The organism is Janthinobacterium sp. GW821-FHT03C08 (assembly GCF_059420905.1).
In genome coordinates this window covers 100578-115810 of record NZ_JBWKUP010000010.1, presented here as the reverse complement: position 1 = coordinate 115810, position 15233 = coordinate 100578, and the positions used below count along the sequence as shown (strand labels likewise).

Genomic DNA, 15233 nt, shown 5'->3' with positions numbered 1-15233 from the left:
GTGGTGCTGTGTGCGTGCCAGGCCGCGCTGCTAGGCGGTGCCTGAGTCCAAGGCCGTCATTTTACCGCTTTCGGCGGGCGGGGCGGGGTATTGCGTGCGGATGTGAAAAAGCCGCATCGACGAATGTCGATACGGCCGCGGATATATGCAGACATCAGTGCACCAATGAGTGATAATGCCCTGTGCCGCTTACTTTATAAGGTGCTTTCGCCACCCACCGAGCTTTCCGGATCGAAGGAAAATACGCGCAATTCTGGTTGGACGTCTTCGCCTCGCATAATGCGTACCGTCATGATGAAAGATAACTCCCAGCGGCCTGTCGCATAGCCTACATCCAGATTGTGTTTCCATTCCTGCCGGATGCGGTGTAGGGGGAGCTGGTCTGGCTCTCCCAGCAGTTGCTGGATTTCGAAGTCCAGCGGGAAATGATAGCTAGCCCCGACGGCTTGCAGAAATGGCGATGGCGGGGAATAAATAGTAGGTACTTTCGGGCCGATTTGTGTCAGTTGCGGCACGGTGATGATACAGCAATCGACAATCTGGAACGAGGTGAAACCGCTGTCCTTTGAGCCACAGCAGGTAACGTCGAGATAGACATGTTGGCCTTTCTGGAAATGCACTCCGCCCATGTAAGGGCCGTGGCGGGGATCGGCCGTGCCGTCGCAGGAGGTGAAGCTGTAGTCGAGCTGGTTGGTGATCTGGTCTGCATCAAAGTGTACTGATAACTTCATCCAAGGGCTTACAGGCGTCATTTTTTACTGTCTCTTTCCAGGTTGATGAGAAATTTTTGGTAGCGGGCATCTCGCCGCAGGTTCAACAGATCGGGTGCTGATTCGATCAGATTGAGGGGGTAGCCAAGCTTGCTGGCTAGGGACAACGCAGCCAAGGCCGCGCTGCGGTCACCAATCAATTCATGTGTCAAGGCGGCGCGAAACTGCACGTCGGCTACCTGTGGTGCCAAGTTAAGAGCATGTTGTACGTTTGCCAGAGCAGCTTCTTTCTCTCCTGCGTAGGCTCTGTATAGGGCTATGCGTGAGTTTAAAGTTACATCATTGGGCATGCGCAATAACATGGGCTGTAACAGAGAGATTGCGCGTAGATATGATTGTTTTGATGCTTGCGCCAATGCTGGCACCCAGCGCTGAGCATCAGCTAAGTTGGCCCAGAGTAGATAGGTGCCGGGGCTGCCTTTTTTCTCCGAGACGGCATTTTCAAATGCCTGAACGGCTCCCAGGTAGTCACCCTTGGCAAACAAAGATGTACCCAAATTAGTGTATAGCTCCCAGTGTGGTCGTATCAGCAAACCTTGCTGGAGAACCTCAAGCGCCTCGTCTGCGCGATTTTGCCGCAGTAAAGTCGCATTTAAATAGGCATAGGCACTGGGTGATTGGGGGTCCATGCGTATGCTTTTGCGAAATATTTGTTCGGCAGTCGCATAATCATTTTTTCTGTAATACATCTGCCCCAACAAAGTATTGAACATACGCTCGTTTGGGTGCGTCGCAATTGCTTGCGTCAGTATGGATTGCGCCAGATCAAAATTGTGAACGGAGAGATACAGGCGTGCCTTGCCATATAAACCAAATATGTTGTTAGGTTCCAGGTTCAATGAGGTGTTTGCTTCACGCAAAGCTTCGTCGCTCTTGCCTTCGAATTCCAATACCCACGCTTGCGCAACATGGGCAAGTGCTAGTTGATTATCCGCTGTCAAAGCCTGTTTTGCGTTGACATTGGCTCTTTGCAGCCAAGTGTCGTCGCGCCCATTTCCCGCGTAGCGGAAACTTGATGCCAGTGACAGTCCAGCCGCCGCCGCCGCATTGCTTGGATTATGCTGTAACACTGTCATGAAGTGGCCGATTGCCTGTGCCTGGCTGATATCACGGTCAAATACACGCAAAGCTTCCATGCCGGCTTGCATCGAAGCCATTTCGGAATAGGGCATTTTACCGTATTGACTGCTCAGCTCAGTCCATAGTTTTGGCCCTTGCCAGACACCCAGGCCGAGCAAGACGACGGCGCCAGCCGCCAGGATGGCGCGCTTGACGGGCACTTGAAATCGGATGGCAATTGAGGCCGGCGGCGTGGCGGGCTTGGCGGGCACTTGAAATCGGATGGCAATTGAGGCCGGCGGCGTGGCGGGCTTGGCGGGCGCGGTGTCGGCGGCCAGTGCCGGCGCCGCTAACGCGCGCTGCCCACTCATTGCCTCGCGCACATCGCGCATGGTGCGTGGCCGTTCGGCAGGGTCGTGCGCCGTCATCGCGCGCACGAGGGCGTTGATGGCGGGCGGCACCGTTTCCGGCAGGTCGGGCCACGGTTCCGTCGCCTGCATGTGGGCGGCGGCCAGGGCCAGGCCGTTCAGGTGGGCGAAGTGGCGCTGGCCGGCCAGCATTTCGTACAGCATGGCGCCCAAGGCGTACACGTCGCCGCGCGTGTCGGGCAGGCGGCCCATCAGGCGCTCGGGCGCCATGTAGGCGATGGTGCCCTGCAAGTCGCACAGGGTCGTCGTTTGCGTGGCTTGCGGGTCCATGTGGCGTGCCAGGCCGAAATCGAGGATGCGCACCTTGCCGTTCGCCTCCAGCATCAGGTTCGACGGTTTCAGGTCGCCGTGCACGAGGTCCATGGCGTGCGCCTCGTCCATTGCGTCGGCGATCTGGTAGGCGATGTCGAGCGCGGCCTGCAGCTCGGCCTTGCCGCCGTGCATGTATTGCCCCAGGGTCTGGCCTTCCACCAGTTCCATGACGATGGACTGGCCCGTGCCCTGGCCCTCGATGGCGAAGATGCGCACGAAGGCGGCATGCCTGAGCGAGGCGGCCAGGCGCGCTTCATTGATGAGTTTTTCCGGATGCAGCACGTCGGCCTGCGGCTTCAGGCGCTTGAGCGCCACGCTGCGGCACAGCTTGGCATCCCAGGCCTCGAACACATGGCCGAAACCGCCTTCACCCAGCAAGCGGCGCACTTCATAGTGACCGCTGATAGTGCCGTCTTGCAACGAGGGCTGACGCAGGGAGTCGAGCAGTTCCATATACCTTGGCTTCAGAGTGCATCAACGTGGACGTCAAGCATCGAGAGGGTCAATGCGATGTTTGAATGCCCAAGATGATTGATTTTGAGTAACTTCCTGATTTAAAACGATTGTTTCGAATAAGTCAATTAATATTGGCAAGGAGTGAACAAAAGTTGCTGCGGCGCTGTTCGGGCGGCACCCGTTACTGATTCATGCTTGCAATCTTGTTTTAACTCACATTCCTCTTTCCCGCTTCCCCAATAATGCAGATGGGGCCGTACCGGCATGTGCGGGTCGGGCGATGGGGGAGGCTGACATGGATGAGCTGCTGCAGTATTACGAACACGAACTGGGGACCTTGCATGCGCACAATCAGGCGTTTGCACGGCGCTATCCAGCCATCGCCGGGGCGCTGGGCATCGTGGGCGGCGACATGGGAGATCCGCACCTGGCGCGCATGCTGCAGGCGTTTGCCATGTTCAATGCACGCACGGCCAAGCGGCTGGCCGACGGCTTCGGCGCCTTCAGCGAAACGTTGCTGGAAGTTAATTTTCCTCATTATTTGCGCCCGTTTCCTGCCTGCGCCATCGCCCGTGTCGATAACGACCTTGCCACGGTGACGGAGCTGGCGACCATTCCGCGCGGCACGGTCATGCTTGCTGCGGAGCATCAGGGCGTCACCTGCAAGTTCACCACCGCGTATGACGTCGCCGTGGCCCCCCTGCGCCTGTCCGACGTGCGTTTCCAGTCCGTCATTGCGGCGCCGCCCGCGTTGCGTCTCGCACCGGACTTGGGGGCGGCGATCAGCATCACGCTCGAAGCGACGGGCGCCACGTCCACGCTCGACGCGCTGCCGCTGCCGGCGCTGCGCCTGTTCCTCGACGGCGAGTCGGCGTTTTGCGCAAGCTTGCGCGATAGCCTGTTCCAGCAGGTGCGGTGCGCCTGCGTGGAGGTGGACGGCGTCTGGCAGGCGCTGGAGGCGGTGCCCTTGCATCCGGTCGGCTTTGCCGCCGAGGAGGCATTGATGCCGGCCATGGCCGCCTCGCATCCGGCCTCGCATCCCGCCTACTTTCTGCTGGGCGAATGGTTTGCCTTTCCGGATAAATTCAATTTCGTCGACCTGGACCTGGCTGCGCTGCGCCCGCTGTTGCCCCCGGCCTGCCGGCGTTGCACCGTGCACCTGTTGCTGGCCAACGTGCAGGCCGATGCGGATATCGCGCGCATCTTGCGGCCCCTGTCCGCCAGGCATCTGCTGACGGGATGCACGCCCGTCGTCAACCTGTTCCGCCAGGCGGCCAACCCCATCCGCCTGACGCACACGAGCGCCGAGCATGTGCTGCTGCCTTCGGTCAGGCAGGCGCATTGCTACGAGGTCCATAGCGTCGACAGTGTGCAAGTCCTCGGGGAAACGGCACAGGGCAGCACGCTGGACGCGTTTCACCCGTTCTATTCGATGCGCCACGGCGAGGCGGGCGGGCGCCAGGGGCGCTACTGGGTGACGCGGCGCGACGAAGACATGGCGCTGAGCAATCCCGGCTACGACATGCGCATCGCCTTTGTCGACGGCGCCATGCAGCCGCTGCATGACGCGACGCAAACGGTGTCCATCATGCTCACTTGCAGCAACCGCGACTTGCCGAGCCGCCTGGTGTGCGGCAATGCCGCGGGCGATCTGCATCATGACGGCGTGGCCAGCGCCTTGCCGGTGCGCCTGCTGCGCAAGCCCAGCGCGCCGTGCCGCTACCCGGCGGGGGCGTCATCGCACTGGCGGCTGATCGCGCAATTGTCCCTGAACCATCAGTCACTGAATGAACAGGGTTTGCCGCTCTTTAAGCAAATACTCGAGCTGTACAACTTGCCCGGTTCGGCCAGCGCCGCGCGCCAGATCGAGGGCTTGACGGGACTGCGCCAGCGCGCCGCCAGTACCTGGCTGCACGACGAGGCGGGCGGCAGCCTCGTCTTCGGCATCGACGTCCTGCTGTCCGTCGATGAGGAAGCCTTTGTCGGCAGCGGCTTGCACGCTTTTGCCCAGGTGATCGAACGCTTTCTCGGGCTGTATGTACACCTGGGCTCGTTTACCCGCCTGATCGTCTTGTCGCAGAAGACAGGAAAGGAGTTGCTGTGTTGCCTGCCACGCAATGGAAGCCAGACACTGGTGTAGTCGCGCGCCTGCTGGCCGACCCGTCCGGCACCGGTTTCTTTCAGGCAGTGCGCCTGCTGTCTGCCTGGCTGATGCAGCAGGGTATCTCACGGGAGCAGGTGTTTGATGATTGCCTGCGCCTGCATGGCAGCGCATCGCTGTCGTTTGCGCCGGGTGAAATCGAACAACTGTGGCTGGAGCCGCAGGCCAACGGCGATATGCAGGTGCATGTGCGGGCAGCGATGCTGGGTTTTCTGGGCGTGCATGGCAGCTTGCCGCTGCATTACACGGAAACGCTGGCCCGCCACGAGCGGCAAACGGGCGATGACGGTCCCCGTGATTGGCTCGATACGCTGTCGCAGCGCGCGCTGGTTCTTTTTTACCAGGCCTGGGCCCGTTACCGCATCGAATGCCAGATGGACGCCGATGGCGGCGATTTCCTGCCCCTGCAACTGGCGCTGGCGGGTGCCTGGCCTGCCGAGGTGGCCCGCCATGCGGATGGCTTGCCGGCGCATGCGCTGGCCCATTACGCGGCCTTGCTGCGGCATCGGCCCGTGGCGGCCGAGGCGATGCAGGCGGTCCTGGCCGGGTATTTCGGCGTGCCCGTGCGCTTGCAGCGGTTTATTGGCGCCTGGATCCGGCGCGCGCCGCAGGAGCGCACCTTGCTGGCGAGCGCCAACGCGCGGCTGGGACAAGGCGCCATGCTGGGCGAGCGCTGCCGGCGCGCCGACTTGCGCGTGCGCCTGGTGCTGGGGCCGCTTGAGCGCCGCGCCTACGAGGACTTCTTGCCCGGACGCCCCGGCGCGCTGGCCCTGCGCCAGATGCTGGCGCTGTTCGGCTTGCCCGGCATGAGCTTTGAAATACGCCTGGTGCTGCGCCGGGAAGACGTGCGCACCTGCGTGCTGGGCATGGGCGCGTGCCTGGCGGAGGATGCTTTTCTGGCCGGCAAGCTACCGGGCCGCGACCGTGACGACATGCATTATGACGTTCGATTCGACGGTTCCGCCTGAGACTGCCGTGAACGATGTGCTCCGCTGACCGCAGGAAGAAAGGAAACCATGGAAGACTTCGCGCAATGGATGGCCGTGGACAAGGCCTTGAGCGCCGGCAACCGGGCCTTGCGGCTGCGCCTCGCTTACCCGGAAGGCATGAATGAGGATGTCCTGCTGCCGCAGCGCGTCAGCGGCAGCGAGGCCATCTGTGGCGGGCTGGAATACCGCATCCTGTGCGTCGCCACCGAGGCGCAGCTGCCGCTGAAACAGTTCATCGCCGTGCCGGCCGAATTGCAGATCGTCACGGACCGGGGGCAGCTGCGCAGGGTCTGCGGCATCGTCGCCGAAGCGTGTGCCGGGCAGAGCGATGGCGGCCTTGCCACGTATCAGCTGGTACTGCGCGACGGCCTCGCCCTGATGGAAAAGCGCGTCAACACGCGCGTGTTTCGCAACAAGCACGAATTGCAGATCGTCCAGCTTCTGGTTGAGGAATGGCGGCAGGGTAATAGTGTGCTCGCCGCCAGCCTGGATCTGTCCATCGATGCGGCGCTGGCGGCGCGTAGCCTGCCCGTGCGCGAATTCACGATGCAGCACAATGAATCCGATGCCGCCTTTATCCGCCGCCTGCTCAGCCGCCGCGGCATCGCCTGGTGCTTCCAGGCGGGGGCGCCATCCGGTCCGAACGCCGCCACCACGCCCGTGCATGCCCTGCTGCTGTTCGACGACGCCAGCCGCCTGGCACAAAACGCGGCCGGCACGGTGCGCTATCACCGCGATGACGCCACCGAGGAAAGGGATGCCGTGACGGCCTGGAGCGCCGTGCGCCGCTTGCAACCGGGAAAGTCCGAACGTTACAGCTGGGACGATGGCCATCCGCACAGTCCGCAGTTCATGGCCACGCAGTCGCACGGCGGCGTGGACCAGGGCAACAATGGCAATCGCCTGGCGGCCAGTCTCGACGACTATATCGTGGAGCCGCCGCTGGCCGCCGGCAGCAATGACGCATTGCGGCAACTGGGCCAGCTGGCGATGGCGCGTCACGATCTGGACAGCAAGTGTTTCCAGGGAGAAGGCTGCGTGCGCGACTTTTGCGCGGGCCAATGGTTCAGCCTGGAAGGGCATGCCGATATCGACAGCCACCCGGCGGCCGAGCGCAGTTTCGTCATCACGGCCTTGAGCGTGGCGGCCAGCAATAACTTGCCGACCGGCCTGGATGCGCGGGTCGGGCGCCTGTTTGCGCAGAGCGGCTGGCAGGGCGACGCCGGCGCGGCGCAAGGCACGGGCACCGATGGCCAGCCGGCCTTGCGCTACCGCAACCGTTTTACCTGCGTGCGGCGCGGCATCGCCATCGTGCCCGCTTTTGACCCGCGCAGCGATTTCCCCGTCGTCCGCCTGCAAAGCGCGCTGGTCGTCGGGCCTGCCGGGGAAGAAGTGCATTGCGATGCGCTGGGGCGCGTCAAGGTGCGTTTTGGCGCCACGCGGGAGCCGGACCACGCGCATGCCAACGGCTCCGGCGCCTCCGATACGGAGCGCGATTCGGCCTGGGTGCGCGTGGCATCGAGCTGGACCGGCAATGGCCCGGGCAGCGGCAGTCAATGCGGCACCTTGAGCTTGCCGCGCATCGGCACGGAAGTGCTGATCGATTTTCTCGGCGGCGACCCGGACCGGCCCATTATCGTCGGGCAGCTGTACAACGCCGTGGGCGCGCCGCCGGGCTTGAGCGCGCGCGGCGCCTTGCCGGGCAACCGTTATCTGTCCGGCATGCGCAGCCGCGAAGTGCGGGGCGGGCGCGGCAACCAGCTGTGCTTTGACGACACGCCGTCGCAGATCAGCGCGCAGCTGGCCAGCGACCAGGCGGCGACGCAATTGAATCTCGGCTATCTGACCGAACCGCGCAGCGACGGCGCAGGGCGGCAGCGCGGCGACGGCTTCGAGTTGCGCAGCGACGCCAGCGGCAGCGTGCGCACTGCCCGCTCGCTGCTGATTTCTGCCTGGAAACAGCTGGGCGCCAGCGGCAAGCAGCTCGACGGCAGCGAGCATGCCGCCGTGATGAAAGAATGCCTGGAATTGTCTAGCTCCCTGGGCGAGTTTGCCGCCCAGCACCAGGCGCTGGCGCTGGACGCGGCCGGCAGCAAGGCGCTGGGCGCCGCGATTGCCGCCGACCAGCCCGCCGTCAGCATCACGGCGCCCGAGGGCGTGGCGCTGAGCACGCCCCGGACCATTGCCGGCAACGCGGGCGCGAATATCGACCTGGTGGCCCAGCAGCATCTGCAACTGAGCGCGGCCCAGCGCTGCAACGTCAACGCGGGCAAGGGCATTTCCCTGTTCGCGCACCAGGATGGCATCGTGCAGGTGGCCCACTTCGGCAAGTTTTTGCTGCAAAGCCAGCACGACCTGCTGCAGGCGGACGCCGCCAAGGACATCCGCCTGACGGCTGGCACGCGCCTGGTTGGCGTGGCGCAGGACGAAATCACCTTCATGACGGCGGGCGGCGCCTACCTGAAACTGTCCGGCGGTGCGGTGGAACTGGGCGGCCCCGGCGCGCTGACGGTCAAAACCGATGGCCATCACTGGAACGGCCCGGGCAGCATGAAAGGCGAGCTGCCCACCTTCGGCGAAGGCGAGCTGGGCCGCGTGCCGCGATTGCTGCGTCCAACCGACGGCTTGCCCGTCGAAGGCGTGGAAGTGCACATCGAGCGCGAAGGCGGCAGTCCCTTGACTGGCGTCAGCGGAGCTGACGGGCGCGGGCCGAAGGTGGCGACCGATCACTTGCAGCGGCTGAAGGGATTTTTCTTCCGCCGCCGTTCCTGAAGCCCCGTCACTGGAGAGCACACCATGCAGTTCGATCCCCATCCGCCGCTGTGCGACGATCCCGACATCGACATCCTCGGCCAGTTTTCCTGCAACGCCAATTTCCAGAGCAGCGACCATGAAGTGCTACAGCAGTTGCCGCTGCCCGGCATCGTGATCTTCGTGCACGGGGTCAATTCCGATGGCGAGTGGTACGCGGCCGCCGAAGAAGGCCTGTGCAAGGGCCTCAACGAGCGCCTCAAGCGTTCCTGCCATCACCTGCAGCACCGTGGCGTGGAGGGCGGCGAACTGAAACCGGTCAATTATGGCGCCGAAATCACGGCCGAAGGCTTTCTCCACCCGGAGATGTCGGCCGATACCCTGATCCGCGATGCCGGCACGTTTTCTCCCGTGATCCGCTTTCGCTGGGGCTACAAGGCTTCCGGCGAGGAACTGCAGAAGTATGGCAAGGGCATCTACCTGAACGAACAGGATTACTGGGGTGGCGGGCCGTTTGCCAATGGCTGCAGCGCGCTGGCCGACCTGTGGAAGGAGGGGCTGAGTGAGGATTTATTCTTGTGGAACAAGATTCAGCACATGAATCCCTTCCCGGAACGGCAAGTGTACAGCTGCCCGCCGCGCCCGTATTTCGTGCTGGCCGCCTATCGTCTGGCCCGGCTGGTCGAAGCCATCCGCCAGCAGCAGGCCGACGTGCCCGTCACCATCGTGTGCCACAGCCAGGGTACGATGGTGGCGATGGCGGCCGCCTTCCTGGGGGAAAAACTGCCCAAGGTGAAGGACAGTTTTCCCTGCGTGGCCGACAATTATGTCATTTGCAACTCGCCGTACAGCCTGGCGAAACGCAATAGCGCCGAGAACTGGGTGGCCGGCAAGCTGCGTGCGGCGGACGGCAGCACGGGCAGGGTGACGGTGCAGGCGCGCATAGACACCCTGAAAAACTTCTTTGCCATCATCCGCCAGCGCGCCAGCCTGGCAGAGGCGCAGACGGACGAGGAAATCGACCGCTGCATGGCCAACCTGGAGCACGGCTTTTCCGCCGCGACGGACCGCGAGCGATACGGGATTGCCGGCGCCGCCCGGGGCGGCAGGAAATCATCGTATGGCAGGGTGACCCTCTATTGCAATCCGCATGACGTGGTGGTGTCGTCCGTCGCCATCGAGGGCATCGGCTGGCGCGGCCTGTCGGGTTCGCTGGCCAAGGATAGCAAGGATGGCGGCGAACTGGCTGCCACCGAGGCCGCAGGCGTGTGCGTGCAGCGCGTGTTTGCCCAGGGGTTTGAGGTGGGCAAGCAGGGCAGCTATCACTACTGGAGCGATCACTGGCGCAAGCCTGCGCCGGGAGGCAAGGACTTCTGGTTTCCGGCGCAGAAATATGCGTCGTATTCCATCAAGCACGGTGTCGAGGCCAGCCAGAGCGCCTTTTCCACCATCCTGACGGTTGGGTTTGCACCTCTGTTCATCGTGGCAACGGGCCTGGCCCGCAGCCCCTGCAATGCCTCGCCCCACAAAGACTGGAAAATCGAACTGAACGCGCCCGACCTGCTGCCGCCCTTCAAGCCGCAGTCCTTGCGCTTTGGCCAGACCAGCGAGGAATTCGACGAAGGCTACCAGCCGCTCGGCGAATCGCGCCAGGTGGGCAAGCAGCGCGCGCCCGGCGACGATCTCCTTGCCGATCATGAAATTCCGCCCGGCGGCCTGCAGGGGCAGGCGGGGAAAAACGCAGCCAAACGCATGGACAGCGCCAGGGGCACGGCCGATGACGAGGCGCGCCTGCGATTCGAGCAGCGCGCCGTGATACGCGCCCTGGCCATACGGGAAGGGAAAAGTCCCGAGGGTCAAAAAGTGCAGCAGGAAATGCCCAACGCCACGCCCGACGCCGAGTATCTGCAATGGCGCAGCACGCGGGTAGAGGAAATGATGGCCAGCCAGGCCGGCGCCTATGCCACCGACCACTCCACCATCCTGACCAACCCCATGCACTCAGAGCGGGCGCTCGCGTATGACGTGGCGGTGGGCGTGTGCCGCATCAAGCCGGACCAGCAGCGCAGGTTGAGGGTGGCGGCGGATTGGCGGTTGTTGGGGGCACTGAATAAAACTGATCCGGCGAAGAGCTTTGAAGAGTATTTTGACAAGGCGACACGTCGCAAGATGACTGCCTCGGTGTGGATAAATGAAGCAGAGGAAGCCCGTCTCCCTGAAAAAATAGTCGACGTACGTGAAAACCCTGCGCGGGATTCTCGGCCTACGTCCGGCGAACTCGCTCACGATTAATGCTATGGAAATTGGTGGCTTGTATAGACCGGCCCCTCCTGCAACAGCCTTTTTATAGATGGAGCATTGAGCATGTTCAAAACTATTTTTATTTATGTGTCCCTCGGATTTCTGGTCGTATTCCTGCTGGCCGCCTGTTCACATTTGCGATCGTCGCCTGCTACCTTGAGCAGTACGGCCAGCGCTACACCTGAGGTTAATCAGCAGCCATACATGGCTCAAGTAGTTGGCTTGCAATGGTTGAATCCCTTGCAGCGTAAGGATTATCCGACACAGTGGCAATTATTGTGGGCCTTGGGGCTGGTGCAGCCGAACCCAGGCGACGATATGGTCAGGGAAAAGCCCGAGAAATATACCCGGCTGCAAAGTATTGCCTCTGTCGCGGTTGGAAATGATGGTTCTGAAACGTTCGATGGTTACCATGAAAAATACATAGCGAAGACTTTCAATTTAATTCATGACGTGTACTACTCCGACCCAGAATATTTCTACAATGTCCATTCAACTAAAAATAAGTCGCGCTGGCGCGAGCTGGCCGGCATCCATATTGAATATGCTTTGCCCGAAGGTAAGCTCGACCCAGTGGAAGCGGCCAACTTCGTCCGGGAATATGTTGCTGATACTTTTAGTATCGGCAACATCCACTCTCCCACCCTCTGGACCCGTTCCACCCCGCCCGACGTCCGCCTCACCATGGGCGGCCCCAACGCCGGTTTTACGTCACTTTCCGCCGCCCTGGACTATCTGCAAACCCATCCCAAGGAAACCGTCTGGGTCATGAACTGGGATGCGCCCAGCCGGCCGCTGGACCGGCAGATCAACGAAAACCTGGTGCTGCTGGTGCTGGCCGGTCCCGACTACAAGACGGAGCGGGCGCCGCTGGCGTGGCTCGGGTATCCGAGCACGAAACAGGTGGCGGATTTTGACGTCAAAAAGGGCGAACCGCCGCGCCTGGTGCAGGCGTGGACGGTGGCCATCGAAGAGGCTGCAAGCAAAGCCAATCAAGCGGAGACCGGGATCGGTTACGTCATCCACGACGCCGGCAATACACATCAGGATTCTTCCGCACGGCTGGGTGCGCTGGCGCAGACGCTTACCGTGCAATTGCCGGAATTCGATCTGCTGAAGCAAAGCTTCAATCTGACGGCCGTGCTGGGCGAGACGGGCGCGGGCACGGCGCTGACGAACGTGGCGCTGGGCATCGCTTACGCGCACCATTTCGGTAAACCCGTGCTGGTGGCCGGCACCAGTGATCTGTCCGCCCCCGTGGCGCTGGTGGTGGCGCCGCCCGCCGTCGTGCGGCCGATCCAGCCCGGCAAGCCGTGGTTCCGCGCGCGCAGCGGCAACCATGCGTATCTGCCCTGGTGGGGCTTGCGCCACGATGCGCCCGAGTATTACCAGGGGTTTTCGCAATGAGGGCGCTGATCGCGGTTCTCATGTCGCTTTTGCTTGGTGCGTGCGCGACGCCGCCATTGCCGGAGGCAACGGTGCCACGCAGCGGTCCGTTTATGGCGCAGGTGGTGGGATTGCAATGGCTGAATCCCTTGCAACGGCGGGATTACCCCACGCAATGGCAATTGCTGTGGACATTAGGACTGGTACGACCGAATCCCGAGGATGATATGGTCAAAGAAAATCCCAAAAAATATTCCAAACTGCAAAGCATTGCGTCTATTGCGGTTGGAAATAATGGCTCTGAAACCTTTCGCGGCTACCACCATAAATATATCGAAGATATGTTTGATCGCTTTCATGGGGTGTATTACTCCGACCCAGAGTACTTCTACAACGTTCACTCTGCTGAAAACAAATCGCGCTGGCGCGAACTGGCCGGTATCCGTATCGAATATGCGCTGCCTGAAAATAAGCTTGATCCGGTGGAGTCCGCCGCCTTCGTACAGAACTATGTCCGTCGCATTTTTACCATCGGAAACCCAAACTTCCCCACCCTTTGGACCCGCTCCACCCCGCCCGACGTCCGTATCACCATGGGTGGCCCCAACGCCGGTTTTACTTCACTTTCCGCCGCGCTCGACTATCTGCAAAGCCATCCCAAGGAAACCGTCTGGGCCATGAACTGGGATGCGCCCAGTCGTCCTCTGGACAGGCAGATCAACGAGAACCTGGTGCTGCTGGTGCTAGCCGGTCCCGACTACAAGACGGAGCGGGCGCCGCTGGCGTGGCTCGGGTATCCGAGCACGAAACAGGTGGCGGATTTTGACGTCAAAAGGGGCGAACCGCCGCGCCTGGTGCAGGCGTGGACGGCGGCCATCGAAGAGGCTGCAAGCAAAGCCAATCAAGCGGAGACCGGGATCGGTTACGTCATCCACGATGCCGGCAATACGCACCAGGATTCGTCCGCGCGGCTCGGTGCGCTGGCGCAGACGCTTACCTTGCAATTGCCGGAATTCGATCTGCTGAAGCAAAGCTTCAATCTGACGGCCGTGCTGGGCGAGACGGGCGCGGGTACGGCCCTGACGAACGTGGCGCTGGGCATCGCCTACGCGCACCATTTCGGCAAGTCCGTGCTGGTGGCCGGCACCAGTGATCTGTCCGCCCCCGTGGCGCTGGTGGTGGCGCCGCCCGCCGTCGTGCGGCCGATCCAGCCCGGCAAGCCGTGGTTCCGCGCGCGCAGCGGCAACCATGCCTACCTACCTTGGTGGGGCTTGCGCCACGATGCGCCCGAGTATTACCAGGGGTTTTCGCAATGAGGGCGCTGCTCGCGGTTCTCATGTCGCTTTTGCTTGGTGCGTGCGCGACGCCGCCATTTCCGGAGGCAACGGTGCCACGCAGCGGTCCGTTTATGGCGCAGGTGGTGGGGCTGCAATGGCTGAATCCCTTGCAGCGGCGGGATTACCCCACGCAATGGCAATTGCTGTGGACCTTGGGGCTGGTGCATCCAAATCCGAACGATGATATGGTCAGGGAAAAACCCGAAAAATATACCCGGCTGCAAAGTATTGCTTCAATTGCTGTTGGAAATAATGGATCAGAGACATTTGATGGTTATTATGAGAAGTATGTCGAGAAGCTGTTTGACTTAATGCACAGCGTGTATTATGCCGACCCTGAATATTTCTACAACGTCCACTCAGCTGAAAACAGATCACGTTGGCGCGAACTGGCCGGTATCCATATTGAATGTGCCTTGCCAGAGGGAAAGCTCGATCCTGTGGAGTCTGCCACGTTTTTACAAAATTATGTCCGCCGTACTTTTACCATCGGCAACCCAAACTTCCCCACCCTCTGGACCCGCTCCACCCCGCCCGACGTCCGCCTCACCATGGGTGGCCCCAACGCCGGTTTTACGTCACTTTCCGCCGCGCTCGACTATCTGCAAACCCACCCCGAGGAAACCGTCTGGGCCATGAACTGGGATGCGCCCAGTCGTCCTCTGGACCGGCAGATCAACGAGAATCTGGTGCTGCTGGTGCTGGCCGGTCCCGACTACAAGACGGAGCGGGCGCCGCTGGCGTGGCTCGGGTATCCGAGCACGAAACAGGTGGCGGATTTTGACGTCAAAAAGGGCGAACCGCCGCGCCTGGTGCAGGCGTGGACGGCGGCCATCGAAGAGGCTGCAAGCAAAGCCAATCAAGCGGAGACCGGGATCGGTTACGTCATCCACGACGCCGGCAATACGCACCAGGATTCGTCGGCACGGCTCGGCGCGCTGGCGCAGACGCTCACCGTGCAATTGCCGGAATTCGATCTGCTGAAGCAAAGTTTCAATCTGACAGCCGTGCTAGGCGAGACGGGCGCGGGTACGGCGTTGACGAACGTGGCGCTGGGCATCGCCTACGCACACCATTTCGGCAAGCCCGTGCTGGTGGCCGGCACCAGCGACCTGTCCGCCCCCGTGGCGCTGGTGGTGGCGCCGCCCGCCGTCGTGCGGCCGATCCAGCCCGGCAAGCCGTGGTTCCGCGCGCGCAGCGGCAACCATGCGTATCTGCCCTGGTGGGGTTTGCGCCACGATGCGCCCGAGTATTACCAGGGGTTTTCACAGTGAAACGCGATC

Annotated in this window: 9 protein-coding genes; 7 read left to right on the top strand and 2 right to left on the bottom strand. The window is 62.1% G+C overall.

Annotated elements, in window-relative coordinates; translation table 11 throughout:
• Nucleotides 1-194: 194 nt before the first annotated feature.
• Both AC07VL_RS15915 and AC07VL_RS15910 read right to left on the bottom strand, forming a co-directional pair.
• Entirely contained in the window at nt 195-752 is a 558-nt protein-coding gene (locus AC07VL_RS15915) for a hypothetical protein (RefSeq protein ID WP_494806722.1), read from the bottom strand.
• The gene (locus AC07VL_RS15910; RefSeq protein ID WP_494806721.1) at nt 749-3022 is read right to left on the bottom strand and encodes a protein kinase domain-containing protein; all 2274 of its coding nucleotides are present in this window, start codon (nt 3020-3022) and stop codon (nt 749-751) included. The genes AC07VL_RS15915 and AC07VL_RS15910 overlap by 4 nt, the downstream gene beginning before the upstream one ends.
• A 298-nt stretch (nt 3023-3320) precedes the next feature.
• Here AC07VL_RS15910 and tssF point away from each other — a divergent pair, with 298 nt between their 5' ends.
• The 7 genes from tssF to AC07VL_RS15875 all read left to right on the top strand — a co-directional run bounded on the left by tssF (nt 3321) and on the right by AC07VL_RS15875 (nt 15224).
• Entirely contained in the window at nt 3321-5165 is a 1845-nt protein-coding gene (tssF, locus tag AC07VL_RS15905; RefSeq protein ID WP_494806720.1) for a type VI secretion system baseplate subunit TssF, read from the top strand.
• The gene (tssG, locus tag AC07VL_RS15900; RefSeq protein WP_494806719.1) at nt 5129-6154 is read left to right on the top strand and encodes a type VI secretion system baseplate subunit TssG; all 1026 of its coding nucleotides are present in this window, start codon (nt 5129-5131) and stop codon (nt 6152-6154) included. The genes tssF and tssG overlap by 37 nt, the downstream gene beginning before the upstream one ends.
• Nucleotides 6155-6202: 48 nt before the next feature.
• Entirely contained in the window at nt 6203-8947 is a 2745-nt protein-coding gene (locus AC07VL_RS15895; protein ID WP_494806718.1) for a type VI secretion system Vgr family protein, read from the top strand.
• A 24-nt stretch (nt 8948-8971) separates the two neighbouring features.
• Nucleotides 8972-11218, top strand: a complete 2247-nt coding sequence (locus AC07VL_RS15890) for a T6SS effector phospholipase Tle3 domain-containing protein (protein WP_494806717.1) — start codon at nt 8972-8974, stop codon at nt 11216-11218.
• Between the two features lie 72 nt (nt 11219-11290).
• Nucleotides 11291-12634: a hypothetical protein gene (locus tag AC07VL_RS15885; RefSeq protein ID WP_494806716.1), complete on the top strand. Its 1344-nt coding sequence runs from the start codon at nt 11291-11293 to the stop codon at nt 12632-12634.
• Nucleotides 12631-13929 carry a hypothetical protein gene (locus AC07VL_RS15880; protein ID WP_494806715.1) on the top strand — a complete coding sequence of 433 codons (1299 nt, stop codon included), beginning with the start codon at nt 12631-12633 and terminating at the stop codon, nt 13927-13929. Before AC07VL_RS15885 ends, AC07VL_RS15880 begins: the two co-directional genes overlap by 4 nt.
• Nucleotides 13926-15224 (top strand): hypothetical protein, encoded by a 1299-nt coding sequence (locus AC07VL_RS15875; RefSeq protein WP_494806714.1) that lies wholly within the window; start codon nt 13926-13928, stop codon nt 15222-15224. The genes AC07VL_RS15880 and AC07VL_RS15875 overlap by 4 nt, the downstream gene beginning before the upstream one ends.
• Nucleotides 15225-15233: the final 9 nt, after the last annotated feature.